Raw genomic sequence first — 22,338 nt, 5'->3', positions numbered from 1 at the left:
CGCGGGTTCAGCGGTCGGCGAGGCGCAGCAGGAAGTCACCGCTGCCGGTGAGCTCGACGGTGGCGCCGGTGGGCACGTAGACGGTCGTGTCGGGTTCCTCCAGCAGGCACGGGCCGCTCGCGCTGCCCAGCGCGCCGAACCCGCGGTGGACATCCAGCGCCACGCGTTCGCCGGTGAGCGGCTCGAGCACCTCGCGACGGGACAGCTCGTGCCGCTCCTCGTCGGAGCCCGCGAGGAGCTCGACGGTCTGCACGTCGCTGCGGCCGATGGCCCGGACCCGCGAGTTGACGAGCAGGATCTCCGCCTCGGTCCACGCGGTGCCCGCTCCGAACTCCTCCTCGTAGTCGGCGACGAACCGCGCGCGCAGCGCGTCCTTGTCCGCCTCCCCGAACGTGCCCGCGGGCAGGCGGGTGGTGACCTCGAAGATCTGGCCCACGAACTTCATGTCGGCCTCGCGGTACAGCTCGCGCCGGTCCTCGGGAATCCCCTCGGCCTCGAACCACGCCCTGGCGCGTTCCTCGAGCGCCGAGAACTCGCGGTCCAGCGCGGCCGCGGGCTGGGCGGGCGTCCAGGGGCTCGTCTGCACCGCGGAGAACACCGAGTCGGCGTGCATGAGCCCGTGCGCCGAGAACACCGCGGCGTTGCGCGGGATCACGACCTCGCGGACCCCGGCCTCGGCGGCGATGGCGGCCGCGAACAGCCCGCAGGCGCCGCCGAAGCCCACGAGGGTGAACTCCCTCGGGTCGTGGCCCCGGTTGACGGTGATCTTGCGCAGCGCGTTGGACATCTGCGATGTCGCCAGGCGGTACACGCCCTCTGCCGCCGCGTCCTCGGTGATGCCCAGCGGCTCTGCCACGTGTTTGCGCAGCGCGGCCCGGGCCTGGTCCTCGTAAAGGGGAACGGCGCCGCCGAGGTAATAGTCCGGGTTGATGAGGCCGAGCACCAGCGCGGCGTCGGTGACCGCGGGGCGGGTGCCGCCCTTGCCGTAGCACGCGGGACCGGGGGTGGATCCCGCGCTGTGCGGGCCGACGCGCAGCAGGTTCCGCCCGTCCACCCAGGCGAGGCTGCCGCCGCCCGCGCCGATGGTCTCGATGTCCACGGCGGTCAGGCTCGTGGGCAGACCGCCGATCTCGGCGCGGGGAAGCAGCCGGAACTCGTCGTCGATGATGGCTGCCGCGTCGAGACTCGTGCCGCCCATGTCCGCGGTCAGCACCCGCCGGCGGCCGAGCTGCTTGCCCAGCAGGCGTGCGCCCGTCACGCCGCCGACCGGGCCGGAGTTGAACATCGAGATCGGGGCCTTGCCGGTCTCCTCCACCGACAGGAATCCGCCGTGCACCTGCATGATCTGTACCCGGGCGCGCAGCCCCCTGCTCCGCAGCTCGTCGGCGAGGTGGTCGAAGTGCGACGCGACGATCGGCTTCACCGCGGCGTCCAGCGCGGTGGTGACCATGCGCTCGTACTCGCGGTACACCGGGGTCAGCTCGCTGGACAGCGTGTACGGCACGTCCGGGTGGTGCTTGTCGAGATACTCGCCGATCGCCTTCTCGTGGGCGGGGTTGCGGAACGACCACAGCAGACAGACCGCGATCGCCTCGGCTCCGGTCGCGAGCACCGCGTCCACGGCGGCGGCGATCTCGCCGTCGGTGAGCGGGACGAGCACAGTGCCGTGCGCGTCGACGCGCTCGGCCACCTCGACGATCCGGCGACGCTCCACGATGTCCGGTGGCGCCGACATCTCATGGGGATCGCGCTCGTCGGTCCGCGCCGACCGGGCGATCCGCAGGGTGTCGCGAAAGCCCTGCGTGGTCAGCAGTCCCACGGCGGCGTACTTCTGCTCGTCCACGGCGTTGGTGACGATGGTGTTGCCGAGGACGAACCGGTCGACCGCCGCGAAGAACTCGGCCTCGGCCATACCCGCCCGCTCCCGCAGCACTCCCAGCGCGCCGAGGATCCCGGTGGTCACGTCCCTGGTCGAGAACGCCTTGCCCCGGATCGCGCGCCCGTCGACGATCGCCACGGCGTCGGTGAACGTGCCACCGACGTCGATGCCCACGTGAAGCGTCATGCTCGCTGTCTCCCTTGACTGCGTCGGTTCTGGCCGGTGCTGGCCGGTGCTGGCCGGTGCTGGGGTCCGGCTCGCCCGCGGTCAGGACTGTACGAGCAGGAAGCCGCCCGAGCTATGTATCGTTCGTCCAGTATCCCCACAACATCACTGGGTAATCGGCACATCGAAGCAAGGTGGATCATGGCGGACACGATTCCTGTCGGCGTCGTCGTCGATCTCCTGCAGGCGGCCTCCGCCGAGCACGAGGTGGACGTGGACGAACTGCTCGCGGGGATAGCGCTCCGCGACCAGGACACGGCGCGGGTCGGCTACGAGCTGCGGCGCCTGCGGGCGACCTCCGACCGCTGGCGACGTCGCGGCCAGGAGCTTGCCGCGCTGTTCTCCTCCGCGCGCGAGCTCGCGCAGCTCCGGGACGTCGACGAGCTGCTGGGCCGCCTCGTCGAACGTGCGCACGACCTGGTGGGCACCGACGTCACCTACCTGTCCGAGTTCGACGCGGAGACCCGGGAGCTCCGGGTGCGCACCACGCTCGGCACGGTCGCGCCTTCGTTCCTCGGGCTGCGGGTGCCTCCCGGAGTGGGCTTGGCCAGCCAGGTGGCCGAAGGGCGCCGCCCGTACTGGACGTCCAAGTACGCCACCATGACCCAGGCACCACACGACTCCGCCATCGACGCGGCCGTGGCCGCGGAAGGTCTCGTGTCGCTGCTCGGTGTCCCGCTGCTCGCCGGTGAGGAGGTGATCGGCGTGCTGTTCGCCGCGAACCGCGTCGAGCACGCCTTTTCTCCCGACGAGATATCCCTGCTGTCCGCCTTCGCCGACCACGCCGCCATCGTGTTGCAGACCGCCCGGCTGCTCGCCCGCACCCAGGCGGCGGCCGACGAGACCCGGCGCGCCTACGGCGAGCTCGCCCGTCACGTCCAGGCGATGGAAAGGGCCAGCGAGGTGCACACCGACCTGACCAGCCTCGTGCTCGAGGGCGGTGAGGCGCCGGACGTGGCGACCGCGCTCGGGCGCGCACTGAAGTGCCAGGTCACGCACCTCGACCCCGACGACCTCGAGGACACCGTCGCCGAGGCCGTGGATCACAGCCGCCGCAGTGGACGGTGCGCGCCCGCGGGTGACGGCAGGTACGCCGTGGCGGTCCTCGCGGGGCCGACACTGCTCGGGGCCATGCTGCTGGAGCAGGGCGAGGTCGAGTTCGGGCCGGTCGAGCTGCGCACCGCGGAGCGGGCGGCCCAGATCACCGCGCTGCTCACCCTCAAGCGCGACGCCATGATCGAGGCCGAGCAGCGGGTCCGCGGCGACCTGCTGGCCGACCTGCTCTCAGACGACCCCGACCGTCGCGCCGACGTCGCGGCCCGCGCCCGCGCGCGCGGAGTCCACCTCGACGAGCTGCGGTCCGTGGTCGTCGTCTCCGTACCCGCCGAGCTGCGCCGCGAGACCATCCGCGCGTTGCGCCGGACCGGCGGCGCGGTCGGGGAACACGCCGACCGCGCCGTGGTTCTCACCTCCGAACGCGACCCGGCCGCCGCGAGCTCGTCCGTCCACGCCACGGCGAGCCGCGCGGTCCGGGCGCCGGTGCTGACGGTCGGCGCGAGCATCGCCGACGCCGCCGCCGACCTGCGCGCGCAGGTGGAGGGGGCCATCGCGTGCGTGCGGATCCTGCCGTCGCTGGGACTGAGCGACGCCGCGGTCACCACCGACGAGTACCTCCCGTACACGGCGCTGTTCGGACCCGGCGAGGCGCGCGTGGCGACGTACGTGCGGCGGGTGATCGGCCCCGTGCTGGACTGGGACGCCGAACACGCGGGCAAGCTGCTGCCCACGCTCGCCGCGTACCTCGGCAACCGGATGAGCCCGGTCGCCACCGCGCGCGCACTCCACCTGCACAAGAACACCGTGCTCCAGCGACTCGAACGCACGGCGCAGCTCCTCGGAGCCGACTGGCAGGAGCCGGACCGGCTGTTCCGCATCACCGTCGCAGTCCGCCTCGCCCACCTGACCAAAAGCCCGTCAACGAACGGCGATCAGTAGACGTTCGGTCCGTTCCCGGCCGTCGCAGCGCGAGCTAGCGTCCCTTTCCGTCACGCAGCCACACCGAGGTGGGAGGGGCGCCCATGCCGCGCACCAGTCGTATCCAGGGTCTCCGGGACCTGTCCGTGGAAGCCCGGCGCAAGGCGGTCGCCGAGGCCGCGGGTGTCGACCCCGAGTCGATCGCCGCCCTCGACCCCGCGCACGGCCTCGGAACCGGGCTGGCCGACCACCTGATCGAGAACGTGACCGGGATCCTCGGCGTCCCGCTGGGCGTCGCGACGAACTTCGTGGTCAACGGCGCCGACGTGCTGGTGCCGATGGCGACCGAGGAGGCCTCGGTCGTCGCGGCGGCGAGCAACGCCGCGAAGATCGCACGCGTACGGGGCGGGTTCACCACCTCCTCGACCTCGCCCATCATGCAGGCCCAGGTGCAGATCGTCGGCGTCGCGGACCCCGAGGCCGGGCGAGTGCGACTGCTGGAGGCCCGCGAGGAGCTGATCGAGCTCGCCAACGCTCAGGACCCGAAGCTCGTGGAGTTCGGGGGTGGGGTCCGTGACCTCGCGGTCCGGCTGGTTCCCTCGCGTGCCGGCACCTACGTGGTGGCACACCTCCAGGTGGACGTCCGTGACGCCATGGGCGCCAACGCGGTCAACACGATGGCCGAGGCCATCGCGGCCAGGGCCGCCGAGATCGCGGGCGGCACGAGCCTGCTGCGGATCCTCACGAACAAGGCCGATCTCCGGCTTTCCCGTGCCCGGGCGGTGTTCGAGGCGACCGCACTCGGCGGCGCCGAGGTCGTCGACAACATCATCCACGCCGCCGCGCTCGCGGAGGCCGACCCCTACCGGGCGGCCACCCACAACAAGGGCATCATGAACGGCATCACCGCCGTCGTGCTCGCCACCGGCAACGACACCCGTGCCGTCGAGGCCGGCGCCCACTCGCACGCCATCTCCCCCGCCGGGCGCTACACGTCGTTGTCCCGCTTCGAAAAGGACGCCGACGGCAACGTCGCCGCCACCCTCGAACTGCCCATGCCCGTCGGTCTCGTCGGCGGCGCCACCAGGGTCCACCCGGTCGCGCAGGCCGCGATCGCGCTGCTCGGCGTCCGCACCGCAGCCGAACTGGCGGAGATCATCACCGCCGTCGGTCTCGCCCAGAACCTCGCCGCCGTCCGAGCGCTGGCCACCGAGGGAATCCAGCGCGGCCACATGTCCCTGCACGCCCGCAACATCGCCTCCGGCATCGGCGCCACCGCCGAGGAGGTCCCTGCCGTGGTCGCCCGCCTCATCGCGGACGGGAAGGTCCGCGCCGACCACGCCGAGCGGGTCCTCGCCGAACTGCGAGCCGGACGATGAGCGGCCTCCTGGTCACGCTCGGTCGGTGATCAGCTCCTTGAGCGGCGTCGCCGGGTCGGCAGCCGGTTCGGGGGCGATGGTCTTTCCCTTGCCCAGCGCGCGTTTGACGGCCAGGAAGTCCGCGGGCCGGTTCACCGACTCGGCGGCGATCAGCTCGCCGCCGCGGTAGTACAGCACGGTGAGGTCGGCTCCGGGGCTCGTACCGCGCACCACGTGCCGGTCGTACCCGCTCGAGATGCCCGCTATCTGCAGCTTCAGGTCGCGCTGATCGGACCAGAACCACGGCACGGGCGGCCGGGGCGGCTCGGCCCCGGCGAGGGCCGCCGCGGCCGCCCTCGCCTGATCGTTCGCGTTCTGCACCGACTCGACGCCGATCAGCTCGCCCGGCAGGTGCGGGTGGGCGCGCACCGTGCAGTCACCGACCGCCCACACCCCGGGATGGTTGGTCCGGCAGGCGGCATCGACGACGATGCCGCGCCGCACGTCGAGCCCGAGCTTCTCGGCCAGCGTGGTCTCCGGCACCGCCCCGATCCCCACCAGCACGAGATCGGCCGGCAGCAGCCGCCCGTCGGCCAGGCGAACGTCATGGACGCGGTGACCGTCACCGACGAGCTCCCGGACGTCGGCGGCGAGCTCGAACTCCACGCCCCACTCGCGATGCCGCTCGGCCAGGAACTCCGACAGCGGAGCGGCGCTGACCCGGCTCAGCAGGCGGTCCTCGCGTTCGACCACCGTGGTCGCCAGACCGCGCACGCTGGCGAGCGCGGCGACTTCCAGGCCGATGTACCCGCCACCGACGATCACGACCCGGCCCGCCGTGGCCAGCCGGTCGCGCAGGCGCTCCGCGTCGTCGAGGCCGCGCAGGACGCACACGCCGTCCAGGCCACCGCCGTCGACCGGGAGCGGGCGTGGCCGCGCACCGGTCGCCAGGACGAGCCGGTCGAACTCGACGGTGTCCCCACCCTCGCACGTCGCCGTCCCGGAGCCGGAGTCGTCCACCTCGACGTCCGTCACCCGTTGGCCGGGGCGCACCTCGATGCCGGCGTCGCGAAAGAACTCCGGGGTGCGCAAGGCCAGGTCGGCGCGGACCGCCTTGCCGTCGAGAAAAGCCTTGGACAGCGGGGGCCGCTGGTAGGGCTGGTGGGGCTCGTCACCGCAGAGCACGATCGGCCGGTCGTAGCCGAGCTCGCGCAACGTCGTCGCGACGCGGACGCCGGCCTCACCGGCTCCGGCGACGAGCACACCGGCTCGCGCGGGGACACGCTCGCTCATCATTGCTCCGGAGCCACGGTCACCTCGATGCCGTCCAACTCGTCGGTCATCCGGATCTGGCAGGACAGCCTGCTGTTGGCCGTACGTTCGGCGGCCGCGTCGTCCAGCATCTCGTCCTCGAACTCACCGACCTCACCGACCAGCGGCAGGTAGTCGTCGGCGACGTAGACGTGACAGGTCGCGCAGGCCATGGCACCGCCGCACTCGGCGACGATCCCGGGGACTCCCGACCTGGTCGCCGTATCCATGATCGAAGCACCCGGACGGGCTTCGACGATCTGCTGGGAACCATCGGCACGGTTGAACACGATCTTGGGCATGAGCAGGTCTCTTCGGTCGGGGCTCAGAACAGCTCGAAGTACTCGCGGTGCTCCCAGTCGGTCACCCCGTTGACGTAGGTGTCCGGGTCGGGGTTGTCGGCGACCCAGGCTTCGTAGCGGGAGATCTCGCTGCGCTTCATCGTCACCAGGTAGTCCACGAAGGTGTCGCCGAACTGCTTGCGGAAGAACTCGTCGGCGTGCAGGACGTCGACCGCGTCAGCGAGCGTGGTCGGCAGATGCGGAACCTCTGCCGCGTACGGGTCCTCGCTCAGCGGGCCCGGCGACGTCTCGTTGAGGATGCCGTCCAGCCCGGCCGCGGCCTGGGAGGCAAGGTAGAGGTAGGGGTTCGCGGCGGCCTCGCCGACCCGGTTCTCCACGTGGGAGGCCTTGTCCCCTGGCGAGCTGATCACGCGCATCATGGCCGCGCGGTTGTCGTAGGCCCACGTGAGCCGGTCCGGCGCGAGCGAGTACGGACGGCGCCTGCGGTAGCCGTTGACAGTGGGTGTGGTGAACACCGACGCAGGGGCGCCGTGGGCCAGCTGACCTCCCACGTAGTGCTGACCCAGCGGGGACAGGGCCTCGTCCTTGCCGGGAACCATCAGGTTCTCGCCGGTCGTGGCGTCGGCGATGGAGGTGTGCAGATGCCAGCCGCTGGCATAGAAACCCTCGATGGCCGGGGTGCACATGAACGACGCGAGGAATCCCCGGCGTTTCGAGATCTGCTTGACCGCCATCTTGAACAGGATCGCCGCGTCGGCGGCCGCCATGCCCTCCAGGACGTCGAACGTCGTCTCGACCTGGCTCGGCGCCCACTCGTCGTCGAACGAGCGCAGCGGAAGGCCCATCGCCAGTAGCGCCTCCCGGATCGGGAGCAGGGCGTGATCGATCTCGTCGAGGTGGTCGAGCAGCAGGTAGTTGTAGCCGCGGGCGACGGGGGCGACGCTCGGCGGGTCCGCCGGGCTGCCGGGCGCGCCGAGCGAACCCTTCCCCAGCAGGTCGTCCACGACCCTGGTCAGGTACCACTCCATCTCGATCCCGGACACGAGGGTGTAGTTGTGGTCGGCCAGGCGGTTCAGCGCGTCACGCAGGATGGTGCGGGGCGCGAGCGGAAACGGTGTCCCGCTGGTCAGGTACAGATCCGTGAACACCACGGCGGTCTTCGGCGCCCAGGGCAGGATCGTGAACGTCTGCGGGTCGGGCACCATCGTGACGTTCGGGCTGCCCCCGAGTCCCTCTATCTCGAAGCCCCCGTCGGCGCTGAAGGGGTTGAGCACGATCGCGTTCGCCGGGTCGAAGAAGAACGGCGCCATCGTGATCTCGTTACCGGACTCCAGGGCACCGAAGTACGCGGGTGCCGTCAGGGCCTTGCCGCGCATCAGGCCGTGCTGGTCGGGCCACACCAGGCGGATCATCTCGATACCGTGCTGTTCGACCAGGGAACGGGAGCGCGCTGCCGCCTCGGCCTGTTCCGGAGTGTGGAGGCCGTGACGTTCGATGAACTTGGCGTTGCTTGGCATTGATCTCTCCTTTGAAATCAGCGGGAAAGGCGGTCGAACCACCGGTTCAGCAGGGCTCGAGAGTCGTCGGCACCGTCGGCGAAGTACCGTTCGGCGTCGCGTCGCATACTCGCCACGTCCACGCCGAACCGCTCGAGTTTGGGGCCTTCGACGGCGAGAAGACCGCCGATGCCGCGCATGGTGATCTCGGGATGGAACTGCACCGCGAAGGCCGATCCTGCCGACCATGCCTGCAGGTAGCGGTCCGATCTCGCGAGGATCTCGGCGCCCACGGGCGGGGTGGCGGAGTCGGAGTGGAACGAGAAGAACTCGCCGGCGACCTCCGTCGTGGCTCCCTCGGCGGGCTTGACCGTGATCATGCCCGCCTCCAGGCCGGTGTCCCCCGGCTCCGCCGACCCGCCGAGCGCGCGCGCCAGCAGCTGGGAGCCGAGGCAGATGGCGAGGACGGGAACCTCGTCGCCGACCGCGGCGGCGAGATAGCGTTCTTCCTCGCGCAGGTAGGAATGATCGTCGTAGGCGCTCTGCGGACCGCCCATCGCCACCACCGCACCGACCCGGTCGAGCCGGGGCAGCTCGTCGCCCCGATAGGGCCGGACGAGCTCCAGCGCGATGCCACGTTCCCTGCCGAGTTCGGCCACAAGTCCCACGTCTGCGCGGTCGACATGGGTGATCACCGCGATCGGTTTCATGGTCGCGGCCTCGGCTCGATCGTGGTGCCCCACGGGTTCCAGTGGTCGATGCGGGCGAGCGCGGCCATCAACGCCGCGGCCTTGCCGCGATCGACAGCGCCCCAGCTCTCGTCCGGACCGACCTGGTACGGGGCGAAGTCCCAGAAAGCGAGGTGCTTGACCTGCTCGACCAGCGGGGCGACGCTCGCCAGTTCGCGCTCCAGCCGCGCGATCCGACGGCGGAGCAGGGCGTTCTCGCGCCGGAGCACGTCGAGTTCCTTGTCGTCGGCCATTCAGAACACCAGCGTGAGATTCTCGTGGAGCTGGTCGGAGTCGAGCAGGTTCACCTGCTTCAGCCTGATGCGCCAGCCGTCCGAAGAGGACCGGAGCACGTGCCCGTACCACCCGGGGTAGATTTTGGTGACGCCGGCCCGGAACTCGTGCACGACGAAGTTCGAACGCACCAGCCGGTCCCCGGTCGAGGGATCGACCGTGGTCTCCACGTTCCCGATCACCCGCCTCGTCCTGGACGCGGGGATCTGGCAGAAGGCCAGTCCCGTCCGCAGCCAGTAGACCCGGTCGGTGAGCCGGCGCCGGTCGTCGAACGCGTGCGACACCTCGACGGTCGGTTCCCCGCCACCCGGGGTCACCGGAACCCAGTAGAGGCAGTCGTCGGTGAACAGTTCGAGCCAGTCGTTGAAGCGGCCCTCGTCGACCAGCCGCGCTTCCCCGGCGAGGAACGACGTCGCGCGGGACAGTTCGTCCGTTGTGGACTCCGGCCAGTCCTCCCTGAGCAGCTCGGACTGGCGGCTCAGCTCACGGTAGTAGTCGTTGCCGATGTGGTACGACCACGACGACGTGTCGGCGAACCGCGAGGGAATCTCGGTGCTCATCGGACCCCTCCGGGAGTCATCAGGTCGAGCCAGGTGGCGTAGTAGTGCCGCATGTGCAGTTCGTCGGTCGCCGTGCTGGAAACCACGCCGTCGGGGCCGACCTCCTGCCAGCCGGGGACGTTGAGCCCGCGGTTCGCGAAGACCCATTCCGCCTCCGGCGCCGCGAGACCACGCTGAACCTCCTCGAAGTTCGCCTGGTCGTCTGGCTCGCCGAACGCGGGAAAGTCCTCCTGCGTGCGCATCCTCATCGTGTTGATCTCCGGGGGAACGCCGCCGATCGACGTGGCGTGCCAGCTCAGCTGCGTGCTGTCCACGGCGAGCGGTTCGACGACCTGGATCTGGTTTCCGATGATCAGCAGGTTCGGGAAGATGCTGAGATTGATCTGCGAGCCCACACAGAGGTCCAGGAGCCGGTCGGCCTCGGCGCCGTACTCGGCGCGGATGTACTCCTCGACCCGTTCCCGGCCCGGCTGTGGCCGCTGGTTGGCCCAGAAACTGCCCGGGCCTTCGTAGTTGGGCCGCTGGTCGATCACGCTGTGCCCGTTGCCGAGCATGTAGGTCCGCATGGGGCCCTCGTCCGGTGACCGTCCGAAGTAGGCCATGTCCTTGCTTTCTCCCATGCGCGAGGCCATCTCCAGCAGCGACCGGTGGGAGAACGCCGGGTGGTAGCCATCGCCGGCGTTATCGTAGGCGAGCTTCCAGTTGCCGCGGTAGCCCATGCGATGCGCCCCGCTGCGGACGAGGACCTCCCCGCCGGGAGCGCGGTCGATCCAGTAGTCGAGCCACCCGGTCGCCGGGCCGAGCCAGTCCGAGAGCGCCGGTGCCGACTCGTTGAGCGTGGCGAAGACGAACCCACGGTAGGACTCGGTCCGGGCAACCTTGTGCAGGCCGAACTCGCCGCGGTCGAAGTCCTCCCCGTAGCCCTGCGGCCACGGCGTCCCGACCAGCTCACCGGTGTTGCGGAAGGTCCAGCCGTGGTACGGGCACTGGAAGCTCTTGGCGACCCCGCTCTGCTCACGGCACAGCGTGGCTCCCCGGTGACTGCAGCGATTGAACACCGTGTGCAGCGCGCCCGCCCGGTCGCGGGTCACGATCACCGGTCGGAGTCCCATTCGGACGGACAGGAACGAGTTCGGCTCCGGCAGTTGCGACTCGTGTGCGAGGTAGACCCACGATCGTCCACCGAAGATCTTCACCATCTCCTCGGCGAAGATCTCCGGGTCGGTGTACAGGGTCCGGTGGACCCGGTCGTCGCGGACGAGGGCGCGGAGATCCGGCCGGATCGCGGCGGATCGCCCGGCCACCGCGTCGTGCTGGAGGGTCATGCCCACCTCCGGCCGGGAAAGCGCGAAGCGTGTTTCGGCGCTCGCACTTCGGAAACCGACGTCATCGCCATTCCGGTTCACTCCTAGCAACACCATTGGGCCGGACTGCTTTCGAACGCGCGGTGCGTTCTGGGCACTATCGTCGGCCGGTGCCGTCAGGGAGTAAAGGCAAGGATTCTGACAATTCGAACCGTGGCCGGAGTCTCAGCGCTGTGCGGGCGGCTCGATGCCGCACAGGTCTCCAGCCAGTTCGAGATGACGCCGCATGGCGTCACGCGCCAGGAGCGGGTCGCCGTCCACCACGGCCTGCCGGACGTCGTCGATGTGGGCGAGGACGTCCGCCGGATCGAAGTCCTCGATATTCACGCCACAATCCTGGAAAGCGATGATCGTGGAGCTGACAAATGCCACGACCATCGGATTGTGCGAGCATTCGGCCAGTTTGCGGTGGAATGCGAGGTCGTAGCGCAGAGCCGACTGCCGGGTCCACGAACCCTCGTCCCCGGCCGGGCGCAGCCGCTCCAGATCGGCCAGCGCATCGAGATCCTCCGCGGTGCGCCGCTGCGCCGCGGTCCGCGCCGACAGCAGTTCGAGCTCGAACCGGACCTCGACGATGTCGCGGTAGCTCATCCGCTCGGCGCCGATCGCGAGTGTCATGTACTGACCCATTCCGAGCGCGAAGTGCTCCATGGAAAGGTCCGAAACGCAATGCCCGCCGTTGCGGCCTCTCGTCGCGATGATCACCCTGGCCTGCTTCAGCGTCCGCAGCGCCTCCCGCACGGTCGGCCTGCTCACCCCGAAGTTCTCGGCCATCTCCTCTTCCGAGGGAAGGCGGGATCCCGGAAGCAGGCTTCCGTCCAGAATGGCCTCCTTGATCGCCGTCGCGACCTGTTGCGGAGCCGTTTGGACCTTCTTGAACAGCCGAGCGTCCACCTTGCCCACGAGCACTCCCGACTGGTTCACCGCTGTGTGCACTTCAGCGGGAGTATAGGGTGCTCACCCGAGTACCCGCCGCAGCTCGTCGAGCAGTGCGCGCGCCCGGTCCAGGTCCGCGCCCGCGGGCGTGGCCGTGGGCGCGGGCGTGTCCATGCGCACCGTTTCAGCAGCCGTTTCCGAGACGTCGATGTCGAACACCACGCGGTCGGCCCGGTGCCACGCGGCGAACCACTCCAGCGGGCGTTCGTGCTGGTCGGTCGTCTCGCCCTCCAGCAGTAGCAGGGGGTCGCCCGCGCCGGCGTGCAGTGTGGCGGCGAGCGCGTCGTCCGCGGCGACCGCGCGCACCTGTCTGCGGCCCCGCACCGGCCGCAGCCCGTATACGTCGGTGAGCAGCCGGTGCAGGGACGCGTCGGTGAGCTGGTCTGCCCGCAGCCCCGGCACCCGTTCGGCGGGCAACCACGTGCGGACGTAGGAGAGCACCTCGCCGTCGACGAGGCGGACGCGTTCCAGGCGAAGGGCTTCGCTCGTGCGCAGGAACGCTCGCGCGGCCGGGGGCGGCTCGTCGGCCCGCAGGCCGAGCACAGTGGTGCGCAGGTCCTGTCCCCGGCTGGCGAACTGGTCGAACAGGCCGGTGGCGCGCTGGACCAGCCTGCGGTACTCGGCGGGCTGGGCCACCAGGGTCGGCCTGCCCTGACTGCGGATCACGAGGCCGTCGGAGGCGAGAGCGGCCATGGCCTGGCGCACCACGCTGCGCGCGACCCCGAACCGCGTGCTCAGCTCCGCCTCGCTGGGCAGCGGTGCGCCAGGGGGCAGGTCGTGGTCCAGGATCTGCTTCCGCAGCGCCTGGGCCACCTGCTGGTGCAGGGGTCGCGAGTCGGACCGGTCGACGAGCACGATCGTGGATTCTACGAACCGGCCGTCGCGCGTGCGGCCTCCCACACCTGACCCCAGCCGGGTGCGAGCTCGGCCGCGCGACGGGTGGCGAGCACCAGGCTCGCCTCCCTGGCGACGCCCTTTCCCGCGATGTCGAACGCGGTGCCGTGGTCGACGGACACGCGGACCACGGGCAGCCCTGCGGTGATGTTGACGCCGTCGTCGCCGTAGACGGCCTTGAACGGGGCGTGCCCCTGGTCGTGGTAACAGACGACGACCAGCTGCCACTTGCCGCGCACGGCCGCGGGGATGAGCGCGTCCGCGGGCAGCGGGCCGACGGCGTTGATCCCGGCGGCCTTCGCCCGCTCGATCGCGGGCGCGAGCACGTCGGCGTCCTCGTCCCCGAACAAGCGGTTCTCCCCCGCGTGCGGGTTCAGCCCGGCGACGCCGACCGGGGTGTCCGGGCTGCCGAGCGCGTCGGCGAAGGACCCGACGAGGCGCAGGACCTCGTCGACCCGGCCGGGGGTGATGCCCTCGATGGCGTTGCGCAGCGAGACGTGGGTCGTGAGGTGGAAGAGGTACAACTCGCCGGCCGAAAGGACGAGGCTGAAGTTGCGTACCCCGAACTCGTGGGCGAGCAGTTCGGTGTGCCCGGGCCAGTCGTGCCCGCCCGCGTGCATGGCGGCCTTGTTGAGCGGGGCGGTGACGATGCCGTCGATGAGTCCGTCCCTGCCCAGCGCGCACGCGGCGATGACGAAGCGAGCCGCCGCGTCGCCAGCCACGGCGCTGAGCTCGCCGTAGGGCACGGCCTCGAGCTCCGGGCCGACCTGGATCAGCTCGATCGTGCCCGGCTCGTTCGCGGCCTCGGCCGGTGAGCCGATCACCCGCACGACGCCGGGATCGGCGCCGACGAGCTCGACGGCCCTGCGCACGGCACCGGCGTCGCCGAGCACGACCGGCCTGCACACCTCGCGCAGCTGGTCGTGGAACAGCAGGGTGCGGGCCGTGATCTCGGGCCCGATTCCCGCAACGTCGCCCACGGTCAGCGCGAGGGTGGGTACCCGCGGTTGGTTCACCGCATGCTCCTTCTCTCTCGGACCGCCTCCGCGGCCTTGATCAACACATGGGGGTCGCCGAATCCGCCCGCCTTGGTGGAGATGGGCAGCCCGGCGGCCCAGCCTCCGACGACACTGCCCAGCGGCACGCCCGGCGCGACGTGGCCCTGCAGGCGGATGCCGGCCCCGTCGAGCCGGTCGAGCACGGCGCGTGCTCCGTCGCCGCCGGTCACCACCAGTCCGGCGAGGTCGTGGGCCCGCAGGACGCGGGAGGCCACGTCCGCCAGCCGGTCGCTGACCAGCGCGGCGGACAGCCCGGCGGTGCCCGGCGCGGTGAGCAGGAGCACGGGCGGCCTGGCGGCGGCCGACTCGAGCACGCCAGCGGCGAAGGACTCCCAGGCCGCGTCGTCGGCCAGGGCCCCTCCGGCCGGTTCGTGCTGGACGGCGGAATGCGCCGCGAGCGCCCGCACCTGTTCCCGCGCGGCGTCGTGCTGGCTGGTCACCACGACGAGCACCGTGCTGGGCTTCGCCGTGGGCTGCCACAGCCTGGCGAGCGACCCCGCCAGCCCCGCCGAGCCCACGGGCAGCGCGGGTGGCCCGAGCTCGACCGCGGTGCGGGCGATCCGCACCAGGTCGTCGTCATCGGCGGCGTCGAGTACGACGACCGGCGCCGCCTCGCGGACCTGTCGCGCCCACGTGACGGGTGAGCCGTGCGGATCGAGCCGCACGAGGGGCGCGCCGAGCAGCGTGGGCACGTGGCTCTCGGTCACCGGCGTCACCGGGTCGCGCCCGGCGGAGGTCTCGGCCACGGGCCGCCCGTTCACCAGCAGCACGCCGTCCTCGACCGTGCGGCCGAGTGCGGGGAACGCGGGACAGACGAGGGCCGTGGTGCCGGGGGCGAGCTCGCCGAGCACCGCGTCGAGCTCGGCCCGGATCGGGCCACGAAGGGTCGAGTCGACCTTCTTGAACAGGTGCGTCACGCCCGTGCCGAGCAGGTCCTTGACCGCGTCCCGCACCAGGGCCGCCGCCTGCTCCGGCGCGCAGGCGCGGGAGTCGGTCGTAACCGCGACGACCTGCGCGCTGCTGTGCCCTGGCCGCAGCCTCAGCTCGGCGGCCCAGCCCTCTTCGCTGAACTGTACCGCCGTGTCGCCGGCCCCGGTCAGGTCGTCGGCGACGATCGCGACGTCGTGGCTCATGCCGGGGCCGCCGTGGAGTCCGAGGGTTTGAGAGCGCCGGCCCGTTTCAGCGCGAAGGAGGCCAGCAGTGGCGCCACGATCGCCGTCACGAGCACCGAGGCGGCGACCTGGGCGGTGGCCGTGCCGACGTACTGCTGGAAGCTGGGGTCGGCGGCGGCGACCACGGCCGGAGTGGCGATCGCGTTGCCCGCCGTGGTCCCGGCGGCGAAGCCGATGCCCGACATGGCGCCGCGGCGCAGGAGGAACCGGTAGCCGAGGTAGACCAGCCCACCGGTGACCGGCGCGATCACGAGGCCGAGCACGAGGCCGGTGAGCCCGCCCGTCACGACGTCACCGAGATCGATGCCGGTGCCCAGCGCGAAGGCGAAGAACGGGATCACGATGTTGGGCACGGGCTCCACGACCCGGCGCCACTGGGCGTCGATGTTGCCGACCACGACGCCGAGCAGGAACGGCACGATCGCGGCGACGAGGGCGAGCAGCGGGATGTCGCCGAACCCCGAGGCGCCGAGGAACAGCAGCGTGAGGAACGGTCCGTCGTTCACGGCGCTGGCCACGTAGGCGCCCCGGTCGCGCTCGTCGCCGTACTGCCCGGTGAAGGCCAGCCACAGTCCGCCGTTGCTGTTGTCGATCGCCGCGAGCAGGCCCAGCAGCGAGATGCCGAGGAACCCGTCGACGCCGACGAAGACGCCGAGCAGCACCACCAGACCGGCGGGGATGAGGCTCTTCGTCAGCAGGACGGTGCCCGCGGTGGCCAGGACCTGACCGCCGGTGCGGGCGGTGACCTGCGTGCCCGTGGCGAAGATGAGCAGGGCGATGAACGGCAGGGCGCTCTCCTGGAACAACGCCGTGGTGAAGCTGCCGATCTCGAGAGCACCTGGCGCGAACGTGCCAACGAGCGCACCGAGCACGAGCGGGACCAGCATGAGCCCGCCCGGAATGCGCTGCATGGTGGCGAACAGGGGAACTCGCGAGGCGTCCGGACTGCCCACACCGGCCTCCTTGTCAACTCTGACACTTATCCGTACATGTTGTACGTACAAGATGGCACACGAGCTACGGAGACGGAAGCGTGACCTCGATCTCCGCGACGTTCGAGAGGGATGTTCGTCCGAACTGGACACGCCGGCCGGGCGGGCCGCCGGATATTAGCCGGATATTAGGCGGATGCCGGTCTTGACGACGCCCGCGCAGCGGCGACAGACTCCTTGACTAATCCGCATCAGCACTGCTCAGGGCGGTTCGCAAACGCGGACTAATGCGTATTAGTCAAGGAGAATCGCAATGGCCGAGAACCGATCCGCGAGGGTACGGCGGGGCCGGCCACGGCAAGCGGAGGTCGCCCGCCTCGCCGGGGTCTCGCAGACGACGGTGTCGGTGGTGCTCGGCGGCAACAAGCAGGGCATCGTGCTGCACCCCGACACCACCGCGAGGGTGCTGGAGGCGGCCAGGGAGCTGGGCTACGTGCCCGACCCGGCCGCACGCAGGCTGGCGGCCGCGCGCAACAACCTGCTCGGCGTCTTCAGCTTCACCGCGACGTTCCCGACCGCCGTGGAGCACTCGTACTACCCGTTCCTCGTCGGCGTCGAGCAGGAGGCCGCGGCCCGCGGCTACGACCTGGTGCTGTTCACCGGGTCCAGCGCCGGCGCCCAGTCAGGCACGTCCGGCGCGCTGGAGCGGGTGAGGCTCGCCGACGGATGCCTGTTCCTCGGCCGCCACATCCCCGCCGGCGAACTGCGCAGGCTGGTCGAGCACGGCTACCCGGCGGTCCACATCGGACGCCGCGACGAGCTCGATGGCCTCGCCTGGGTCGGCGCCGACTACGTCGAGGCCACGGCCGAGGTGGTACGGCAGCTCGCGAAGCTCGGCCACCGCCGCGTGATGCTCGTCCGCGAGGACGACGACGCCCCCGCGTCCACCGACCGCGAGCGCGGCTTCCGCGAGGCGCTGGCCACCGCCGGGCTCGCCGGCGCGGATCCCGTGGTGCGCGCCGCGCACCCGGCCGCGGAGATCACCCCGGCCTGGCTGCGGGACCGGTACGCCGAGGGCGTCACCGCCTTCGTCGCCGAGGAGACCGACACCGGCGCCGCCTGGCGGGCGCTGCTCGCGGCCGTCGAGGGGGCGGGGCTCGACGCCCCATCGGACGTCTCCCTCGCGCTGCTCGGCTCGCCGCCCGCCGACCTCGCCGGGCGACCACAGCCCACCGGCTTCGACATCCCCAGGGCCGAGCTCGGCGCCGCCGCCGTGCGCGCGCTCACCGGCCTGCTCACCACCGGCGAGGCCGAGTCGCCGTTGGTGGCCTGCGCCTTCCGGCCGGGGAGCACCGCGGGCCCCGCGCCCGCCCACTGACCCGAATCCCCTTCCACCGCAGCAAAGGAGCCCGCACCACATGCCGACCCCCACCGCCACTCCGGCCGAGACCGACGTCCTCATCGTGGGCGGCGGGCTCGGTGGCGTCGCCGCCGCTCTCGCCGTCTGCCGGGCCGGGCGCCGCGCCGTCCTGACCGAGGAGACCGACTGGATCGGCGGGCAGCTCACCGCGCAGGCCGTACCCCCGGACGAGCACCCGTGGGTGGAGCAGTTCGGCGTCACCGCCACCTACCGGGCGCTGCGCGAGGCGATCCGCGAGCACTACCGCCGCTGGTACCCGTTGCGCGCCGAGGCACTGGACCTGCCTCGGCTGAACCCGGGAGCCGGCCGGGTCAGCAAGCTCTGCCACGAGCCGAGGGTCGCGCTCGCCGTGCTGGAGGCGATGCTCGCCCCGCACCGCGCCGCGGGCAGGCTCACCGTGCTCACCGAGCACCGGCCGGTCGCCGCCGAGTCCGACGGCGACACCGTCCGCGCCGTAACGCTCGCCGACGTCCGCGACGGCGCCCTGCACACCGTCACGGCCCCGTACGTCATCGACGCCACCGAGACCGGCGAGCTGCTCGAGCTGGCAGGCGTCGAACACGCGCTCGGCGCCGAGTCCCGCGCCGAGTACGACGAGCCGCACGCTCCCGAGGCCGCGGACCCGCTCAACCAGCAGGGCATCACCGTCTGCTTCGCCGTCTCCCACCACGAGGGCGAGGACCACACGATCGACCGGCCGAGCGGCTACGACTTCTGGCGCACGTACCGCCCGGACTTCTGGCCCGGCCCGCTGCTCGGCTTCCTTGCTCCCGACCCGCGCACGCTCGCCGCCGTCGAACGCACCTTCGTGCCCAACCCGGACGTCGACCCGCTCGCCGTCAACGCCGACCAGAGCGCCGACGCGGGCGACAAGGAGCTGTGGGGCTTCCGCCGCATCCTCGCGCGCGGCCTGCACCGGCCCGGCGCCTTCGACTCCGACATCACGCTCGTCAACTGGCCGCTCAACGACTACTGGCTCGAACCGCTCGTCGGCGCGGGCGAGGAAACCTCCCGGCAGGCGCTCGCCGGGGCCAGGGAGCTGTCGCTGTCCGTCCTGTACTGGCTGCAGACCGAGGCCCCGCGCCCCGACGGCGGCACCGGCTTCCCCGGCCTTCGCCTGCGTCCCGACATCACCGGCACCGCGGATGGCCTCGCCAAGTCCGCGTACGTGCGCGAGTCCCGCCGCATCAAGGCCGTCACCACCGTCACCGAGCACGACGTCGCCATCGACCTCGTCGGGCCGTACGGCGGCACCCGGCACCGCGACTCCGTCGGCGTCGGCGGCTACCGCATCGACCTGCACCCCTCCACCGGGGGCGACAACTACATCGACATCGGCTCGGTGCCGTTCGAGATCCCGCTCGGCGCGCTGGTTCCGCGCCGGGTCCGCAACCTGCTGCCCGCGGGCAAGAACATCGGCACCACGCACATCACCAACGGCTGCTACCGCTTGCACCCCGTCGAGTGGAACGTCGGCGAGGTCGCGGGCGCGCTCGCCGCGCACTGCCTCGCCGAGAACGTGCAACCACACGAAGTCCAGGCAGAGGACAAGCGGTTCGGCGAGTTCGTCCGCGTGCTCGACCGCGAGGGCGTGCAACGCCACTGGCCCGACGTCCGCGGCTACTAGGCCGCTTCACGACACAAGGAGGTGTCCACTTTGGCCCCGCACCGCATCCGCGTCGGCATCGACGTGGGCGGGACCTTCACCGACGCCGTCGCGATCGACTCCGCCACGCTGGAGCTCGTCGCGCAGGTGAAGGTCCCGACCAGCCACCACCACGCCGACGGTGTCGCCCATGGCATCGTGGAGGCGCTGAACCGGCTGCTGAAGGACGTCGGCTGCACCCCCGAGGACGTCGCGTTCCTCGCCCACGGCACCACCCAGGCCACCAACGCCCTGCTGGAGGGCGACGTGGCGCCCGTCGGCCTGATCGGCATCGGCGCCGGGCCCGGTTCGCTGCCGACCAAGCGGCTCGCCGGGCTCGCGAACCTCGAGCTGACCCCCGGCAAGCGGCTCCCACTGCACTACGCGCACGTGCCCGATCCCGGTGACACGGCGGCCGTGCGCGCCGCCGTGGAGCAGGTCCGTTCGGCGGGCGCCGAGGTACTCGTCGCGAGCGAACCGTTCAGCGTCGACCTGCCGGACGGCGAGGAGGCGGTGCTCGAAACGGCCCGCCCGTACGGGCTGCCGATGACCGCGGCACACGAGATCACCTCGCTGTACGGGCTGCGCAAGCGCACGCGCACCGCCGTGGTCAACGCCGCGATCATGCCGAAGATGCTGGCGACCGCAGACCTGGTGGACTCCAGCATCACGGCGGCCGGGGTGCAGGCGCCGCTGATGGTGATGCGCTGCGACGGCGGCGTCATGTCGCTGGCCGAGATGCGGCGGCGGCCCCTGCTGACCGTCCTTTCCGGACCCGCGGCCGGCGTGGCTGGGGCGCTGATGCAGGAACGGGTCAGCGAGGGCGTGTTCCTGGAGACGGGCGGCACGTCCACCGACATCAGCGTGATCCGCCGCGGCAAGGTCGCCGTCAAGCACGCCACCATCCTCGGCCGGTCCTCGTACCTGTCGGCTCTGGACGTGCGCACGGTCGGCGTCGGCGGCGGTTCCCTGGTGCGGCTCGGCGGCGGCCGGGTGCTCGCCGTCGGGCCGCGCTCCGCGCACATCGCGGGCCTGCCATATGCCTGCTACGCCGACCTCGACGATCTGCGCGACGCGCGGCTCACCACCGTGAGCCCGCTGGAGGGCGACCCGGACGACTACGTGGTGCTCGACGCAGCGGGCGGCCGCTTCGCCATCACCATGACCTGCGCGGCCAACGCCCTCGGCCGCGTCCCGCACGGCGACTTCGCCGCCTGCGACCCGGAGGTTGCCGCGGCGGCGCTGGCCCCGCTCGCGCGGGCACTCGGCACGGACGTCGCGGGCGCGGCGGCGCAGGTGCTGGACGCGGGCGTGCGGCAGGTGCGCGACGTGGTGGACACGATGATCGGCGACTACCGCCTCGACCGCGACACCGCCGTCCTCGTCGGCGGCGGGGGCGGCGCGGCGGCCGTCACCCCGCACCTCGCCGCCGACACCGGGCTCGAGGGCCGGATCGCCGCGCACAACGAGGTCATCAGCCCCATCGGCGTCGCACTCGCCCTGGTGAGGGAACAGATCGAGCGGATCATCCCCGGCGCCACCCAGGAGCAGATCCTCGGTGTGCGCGGCGAGGCGGAGGCCGCCGTCGTGGCGCAGGGCGCCGCACCGGAGGCGGTGGAGGTCGAGGTCACGGTCGACCCGCAAACCAACACCGTGCGGGCCGTCGCCACCGGCGCCACCGAGCTGCGCACTCAGGACCGGGCCCACCGGGCCGACGCCGCAGAGCGCCTCTCGGCGGCGGCGACCAGCCTCAAGGCCGACCCGTCGGCGGTGGAGGTGCTCGCCGGCACGCCCGCCCACACCGTGTACGGCACCACCCACCGTCGGCGCTTCCGCAAGCCCCGCCGCCCGGTCCGGGTCCTCGACGCCGACGGCGTGGTCCGCCTGCACGCCGCCGACGCGCACGTGGCGACCACGACGGTCGGCGAGGCGCCGGAGCTGCTGTCCCGCCTGATCCACGAGTCCACTTCGTACGGTGACGGCGGCGTCCGCGCCCCCGCGCTGCGCCTGCTGCTCGGTTCCCGCATCGCGGATCTCTCCGGGGTGCTGGAGGCGGAACCGCTGCTGGCGCTGGCGCGCAGCGAGCTGCGCTCCCGCGCGGCGGACGAACCGGTCATCGCGGTGCTGGAGGCGCGGTCATGACGGGCACGACAGGCGACACCCTGGCCACGCTCGGCCGCCTCTCCCCCGCTGTCCGCGAGGCGCTGCGCACCGAGTGCGCCCGGCTGGCGGACGAGGACGACGCGGAGTTCGGCGTCCGGCTGCTGGCGGGCACCCCGACGCACGAGGGCCGCGACCCGGCGCTGTTGCGCCGTTGGGCGACAGCGGCGACGGAGTTCGGCGCCGGGCTCACCGTCCGGGCCCGGCTTCCGCAGCCGCGCGTCGTCGAGCGCACCGGCGGTATCGAGCGGCTCCTGCTCGCCCGGTACGTGTCGCGGCCCGCCCCCGCCGTCGAGCTGTTCACCGACACCCTCGCCCTCGGCGAGGAGCTCGTCGACCTGCTCGGCTGGCGCGGGTGGTACCCCGCAGGCGCGCTGCGCGCGGCGGCCATGGCGCACGAGGACGCGCACCGTCTGCTGCACGACGACGCCGCACTGAAACGCGCGCTGCGCGAGCGACTCGGGCACACCGCCCTGCGGCTCGGCAGATTCCGGATCGCCGCCCACGTCGCCGGTGCCGACGAGCTCGCCGCGCACGGCTACGCGGCCGCCCGCCGCGGTCTCGGCCGCAGCCCCCTTCTGCTCACCGCCGCGCTCGCGAGCGCGGTCCGGGCCCTCGCACAGGACTGAG

The 22,338-nt window shown here is 71.9% G+C and carries 19 protein-coding genes; 6 read left to right on the top strand and 13 right to left on the bottom strand.

Translation table 11 applies throughout. From position 1 onward, the window contains the following. Window positions 1-7 precede the first annotated feature (7 nt). Window positions 8-2,065, bottom strand: coding sequence for a hydantoinase/oxoprolinase family protein (locus tag DI005_RS23265; protein ID WP_113643522.1), 2,058 nt, complete (start codon window positions 2,063-2,065; stop codon window positions 8-10). Window positions 2,066-2,245: 180 nt separating this feature from the next. Between DI005_RS23265 and DI005_RS23260 the strand changes: the two genes are divergently transcribed. Then, window positions 2,246-4,099 (top strand): GAF domain-containing protein, encoded by a 1,854-nt coding sequence (locus DI005_RS23260; protein ID WP_113643521.1) that lies wholly within the window; start codon window positions 2,246-2,248, stop codon window positions 4,097-4,099. An 83-nt stretch (window positions 4,100-4,182) separates the two neighbouring features. Continuing rightward, window positions 4,183-5,457 carry a hydroxymethylglutaryl-CoA reductase, degradative gene (locus tag DI005_RS23255; RefSeq protein WP_112273323.1) on the top strand — a complete coding sequence of 425 codons (1,275 nt, stop codon included), beginning with the start codon at window positions 4,183-4,185 and terminating at the stop codon, window positions 5,455-5,457. Between the two features lie 12 nt (window positions 5,458-5,469). Here DI005_RS23255 and DI005_RS23250 read toward each other — a convergent pair whose 3' ends face one another. The 12 genes from DI005_RS23250 to DI005_RS23195 all read right to left on the bottom strand — a co-directional run bounded on the left by DI005_RS23250 (window position 5,470) and on the right by DI005_RS23195 (window position 16,504). Next, window positions 5,470-6,729 carry an NAD(P)/FAD-dependent oxidoreductase gene (locus tag DI005_RS23250; RefSeq protein ID WP_113643520.1) on the bottom strand — a complete coding sequence of 420 codons (1,260 nt, stop codon included), beginning with the start codon at window positions 6,727-6,729 and terminating at the stop codon, window positions 5,470-5,472. Further along, the gene (locus tag DI005_RS23245; RefSeq protein ID WP_112273327.1) at window positions 6,729-7,049 is read right to left on the bottom strand and encodes a 2Fe-2S iron-sulfur cluster-binding protein; all 321 of its coding nucleotides are present in this window, start codon (window positions 7,047-7,049) and stop codon (window positions 6,729-6,731) included. Before DI005_RS23245 ends, DI005_RS23250 begins: the two co-directional genes overlap by 1 nt. A gap of 23 nt (window positions 7,050-7,072) precedes the next feature. Further along, on the bottom strand, window positions 7,073-8,566 hold the full coding sequence (locus DI005_RS23240) for a glutamine synthetase family protein (protein ID WP_112273329.1): 1,494 nt from the start codon (window positions 8,564-8,566) through the stop codon (window positions 7,073-7,075). 17 nt (window positions 8,567-8,583) lie between these two features. After that, entirely contained in the window at window positions 8,584-9,255 is a 672-nt protein-coding gene (locus DI005_RS23235; RefSeq protein ID WP_112273331.1) for a type 1 glutamine amidotransferase, read from the bottom strand. Then, window positions 9,252-9,527, bottom strand: a complete 276-nt coding sequence (locus tag DI005_RS23230; RefSeq protein WP_113643519.1) for a hypothetical protein — start codon at window positions 9,525-9,527, stop codon at window positions 9,252-9,254. The genes DI005_RS23235 and DI005_RS23230 overlap by 4 nt, the downstream gene beginning before the upstream one ends. After that, window positions 9,528-10,127, bottom strand: a complete 600-nt coding sequence (locus DI005_RS23225; RefSeq protein ID WP_112273335.1) for an aromatic-ring-hydroxylating dioxygenase subunit beta — start codon at window positions 10,125-10,127, stop codon at window positions 9,528-9,530. After that, on the bottom strand, window positions 10,124-11,452 hold the full coding sequence (locus DI005_RS23220) for a Rieske 2Fe-2S domain-containing protein (RefSeq protein WP_113643518.1): 1,329 nt from the start codon (window positions 11,450-11,452) through the stop codon (window positions 10,124-10,126). The genes DI005_RS23225 and DI005_RS23220 overlap by 4 nt, the downstream gene beginning before the upstream one ends. Before the next feature lie 204 nt (window positions 11,453-11,656). Beyond that, complete coding sequence (locus tag DI005_RS23215) at window positions 11,657-12,427, bottom strand: FadR/GntR family transcriptional regulator (RefSeq protein ID WP_113643517.1); 771 nt, start codon at window positions 12,425-12,427, stop codon at window positions 11,657-11,659. A gap of 21 nt (window positions 12,428-12,448) precedes the next feature. Further along, complete coding sequence (locus DI005_RS23210) at window positions 12,449-13,282, bottom strand: GntR family transcriptional regulator (protein ID WP_113643570.1); 834 nt, start codon at window positions 13,280-13,282, stop codon at window positions 12,449-12,451. A gap of 11 nt (window positions 13,283-13,293) precedes the next feature. Further along, window positions 13,294-14,337 (bottom strand): 4-hydroxythreonine-4-phosphate dehydrogenase PdxA, encoded by a 1,044-nt coding sequence (gene pdxA / locus DI005_RS23205; protein WP_113643516.1) that lies wholly within the window; start codon window positions 14,335-14,337, stop codon window positions 13,294-13,296. Next, the gene (locus tag DI005_RS23200) at window positions 14,334-15,512 is read right to left on the bottom strand and encodes a four-carbon acid sugar kinase family protein (protein WP_113643515.1); all 1,179 of its coding nucleotides are present in this window, start codon (window positions 15,510-15,512) and stop codon (window positions 14,334-14,336) included. Before DI005_RS23200 ends, pdxA begins: the two co-directional genes overlap by 4 nt. Further along, window positions 15,509-16,504, bottom strand: coding sequence for a 2-keto-3-deoxygluconate permease (locus DI005_RS23195; protein ID WP_170200512.1), 996 nt, complete (start codon window positions 16,502-16,504; stop codon window positions 15,509-15,511). Before DI005_RS23195 ends, DI005_RS23200 begins: the two co-directional genes overlap by 4 nt. 292 nt (window positions 16,505-16,796) lie before the next feature. Between DI005_RS23195 and DI005_RS23190 the strand changes: the two genes are divergently transcribed. The 4 genes from DI005_RS23190 to DI005_RS23175 are packed head-to-tail and all read left to right on the top strand — an operon-like array spanning window position 16,797 to window position 22,337. Next, the gene (locus tag DI005_RS23190; RefSeq protein WP_113643514.1) at window positions 16,797-17,861 is read left to right on the top strand and encodes a LacI family DNA-binding transcriptional regulator; all 1,065 of its coding nucleotides are present in this window, start codon (window positions 16,797-16,799) and stop codon (window positions 17,859-17,861) included. A gap of 40 nt (window positions 17,862-17,901) precedes the next feature. Beyond that, window positions 17,902-19,530: an FAD-dependent oxidoreductase gene (locus DI005_RS23185; protein WP_113643513.1), complete on the top strand. Its 1,629-nt coding sequence runs from the start codon at window positions 17,902-17,904 to the stop codon at window positions 19,528-19,530. A 21-nt stretch (window positions 19,531-19,551) separates the two neighbouring features. Further along, complete coding sequence (locus DI005_RS23180; protein ID WP_228713648.1) at window positions 19,552-21,690, top strand: hydantoinase/oxoprolinase family protein; 2,139 nt, start codon at window positions 19,552-19,554, stop codon at window positions 21,688-21,690. Then, window positions 21,687-22,337 (top strand): hypothetical protein, encoded by a 651-nt coding sequence (locus DI005_RS23175; RefSeq protein ID WP_233520286.1) that lies wholly within the window; start codon window positions 21,687-21,689, stop codon window positions 22,335-22,337. The genes DI005_RS23180 and DI005_RS23175 overlap by 4 nt, the downstream gene beginning before the upstream one ends. Window position 22,338: the final 1 nt, after the last annotated feature.

Origin of the sequence: Prauserella sp. PE36, assembly GCF_003311655.1 — a bacterium.
In the GTDB taxonomy this organism is placed as follows: Bacteria; Actinomycetota; Actinomycetes; order Mycobacteriales; family Pseudonocardiaceae; genus Prauserella_A; species Prauserella_A endophytica.
Note: the sequence above shows the minus strand (reverse complement) of the source record. Positions and strands in the feature narration are given on the sequence as shown.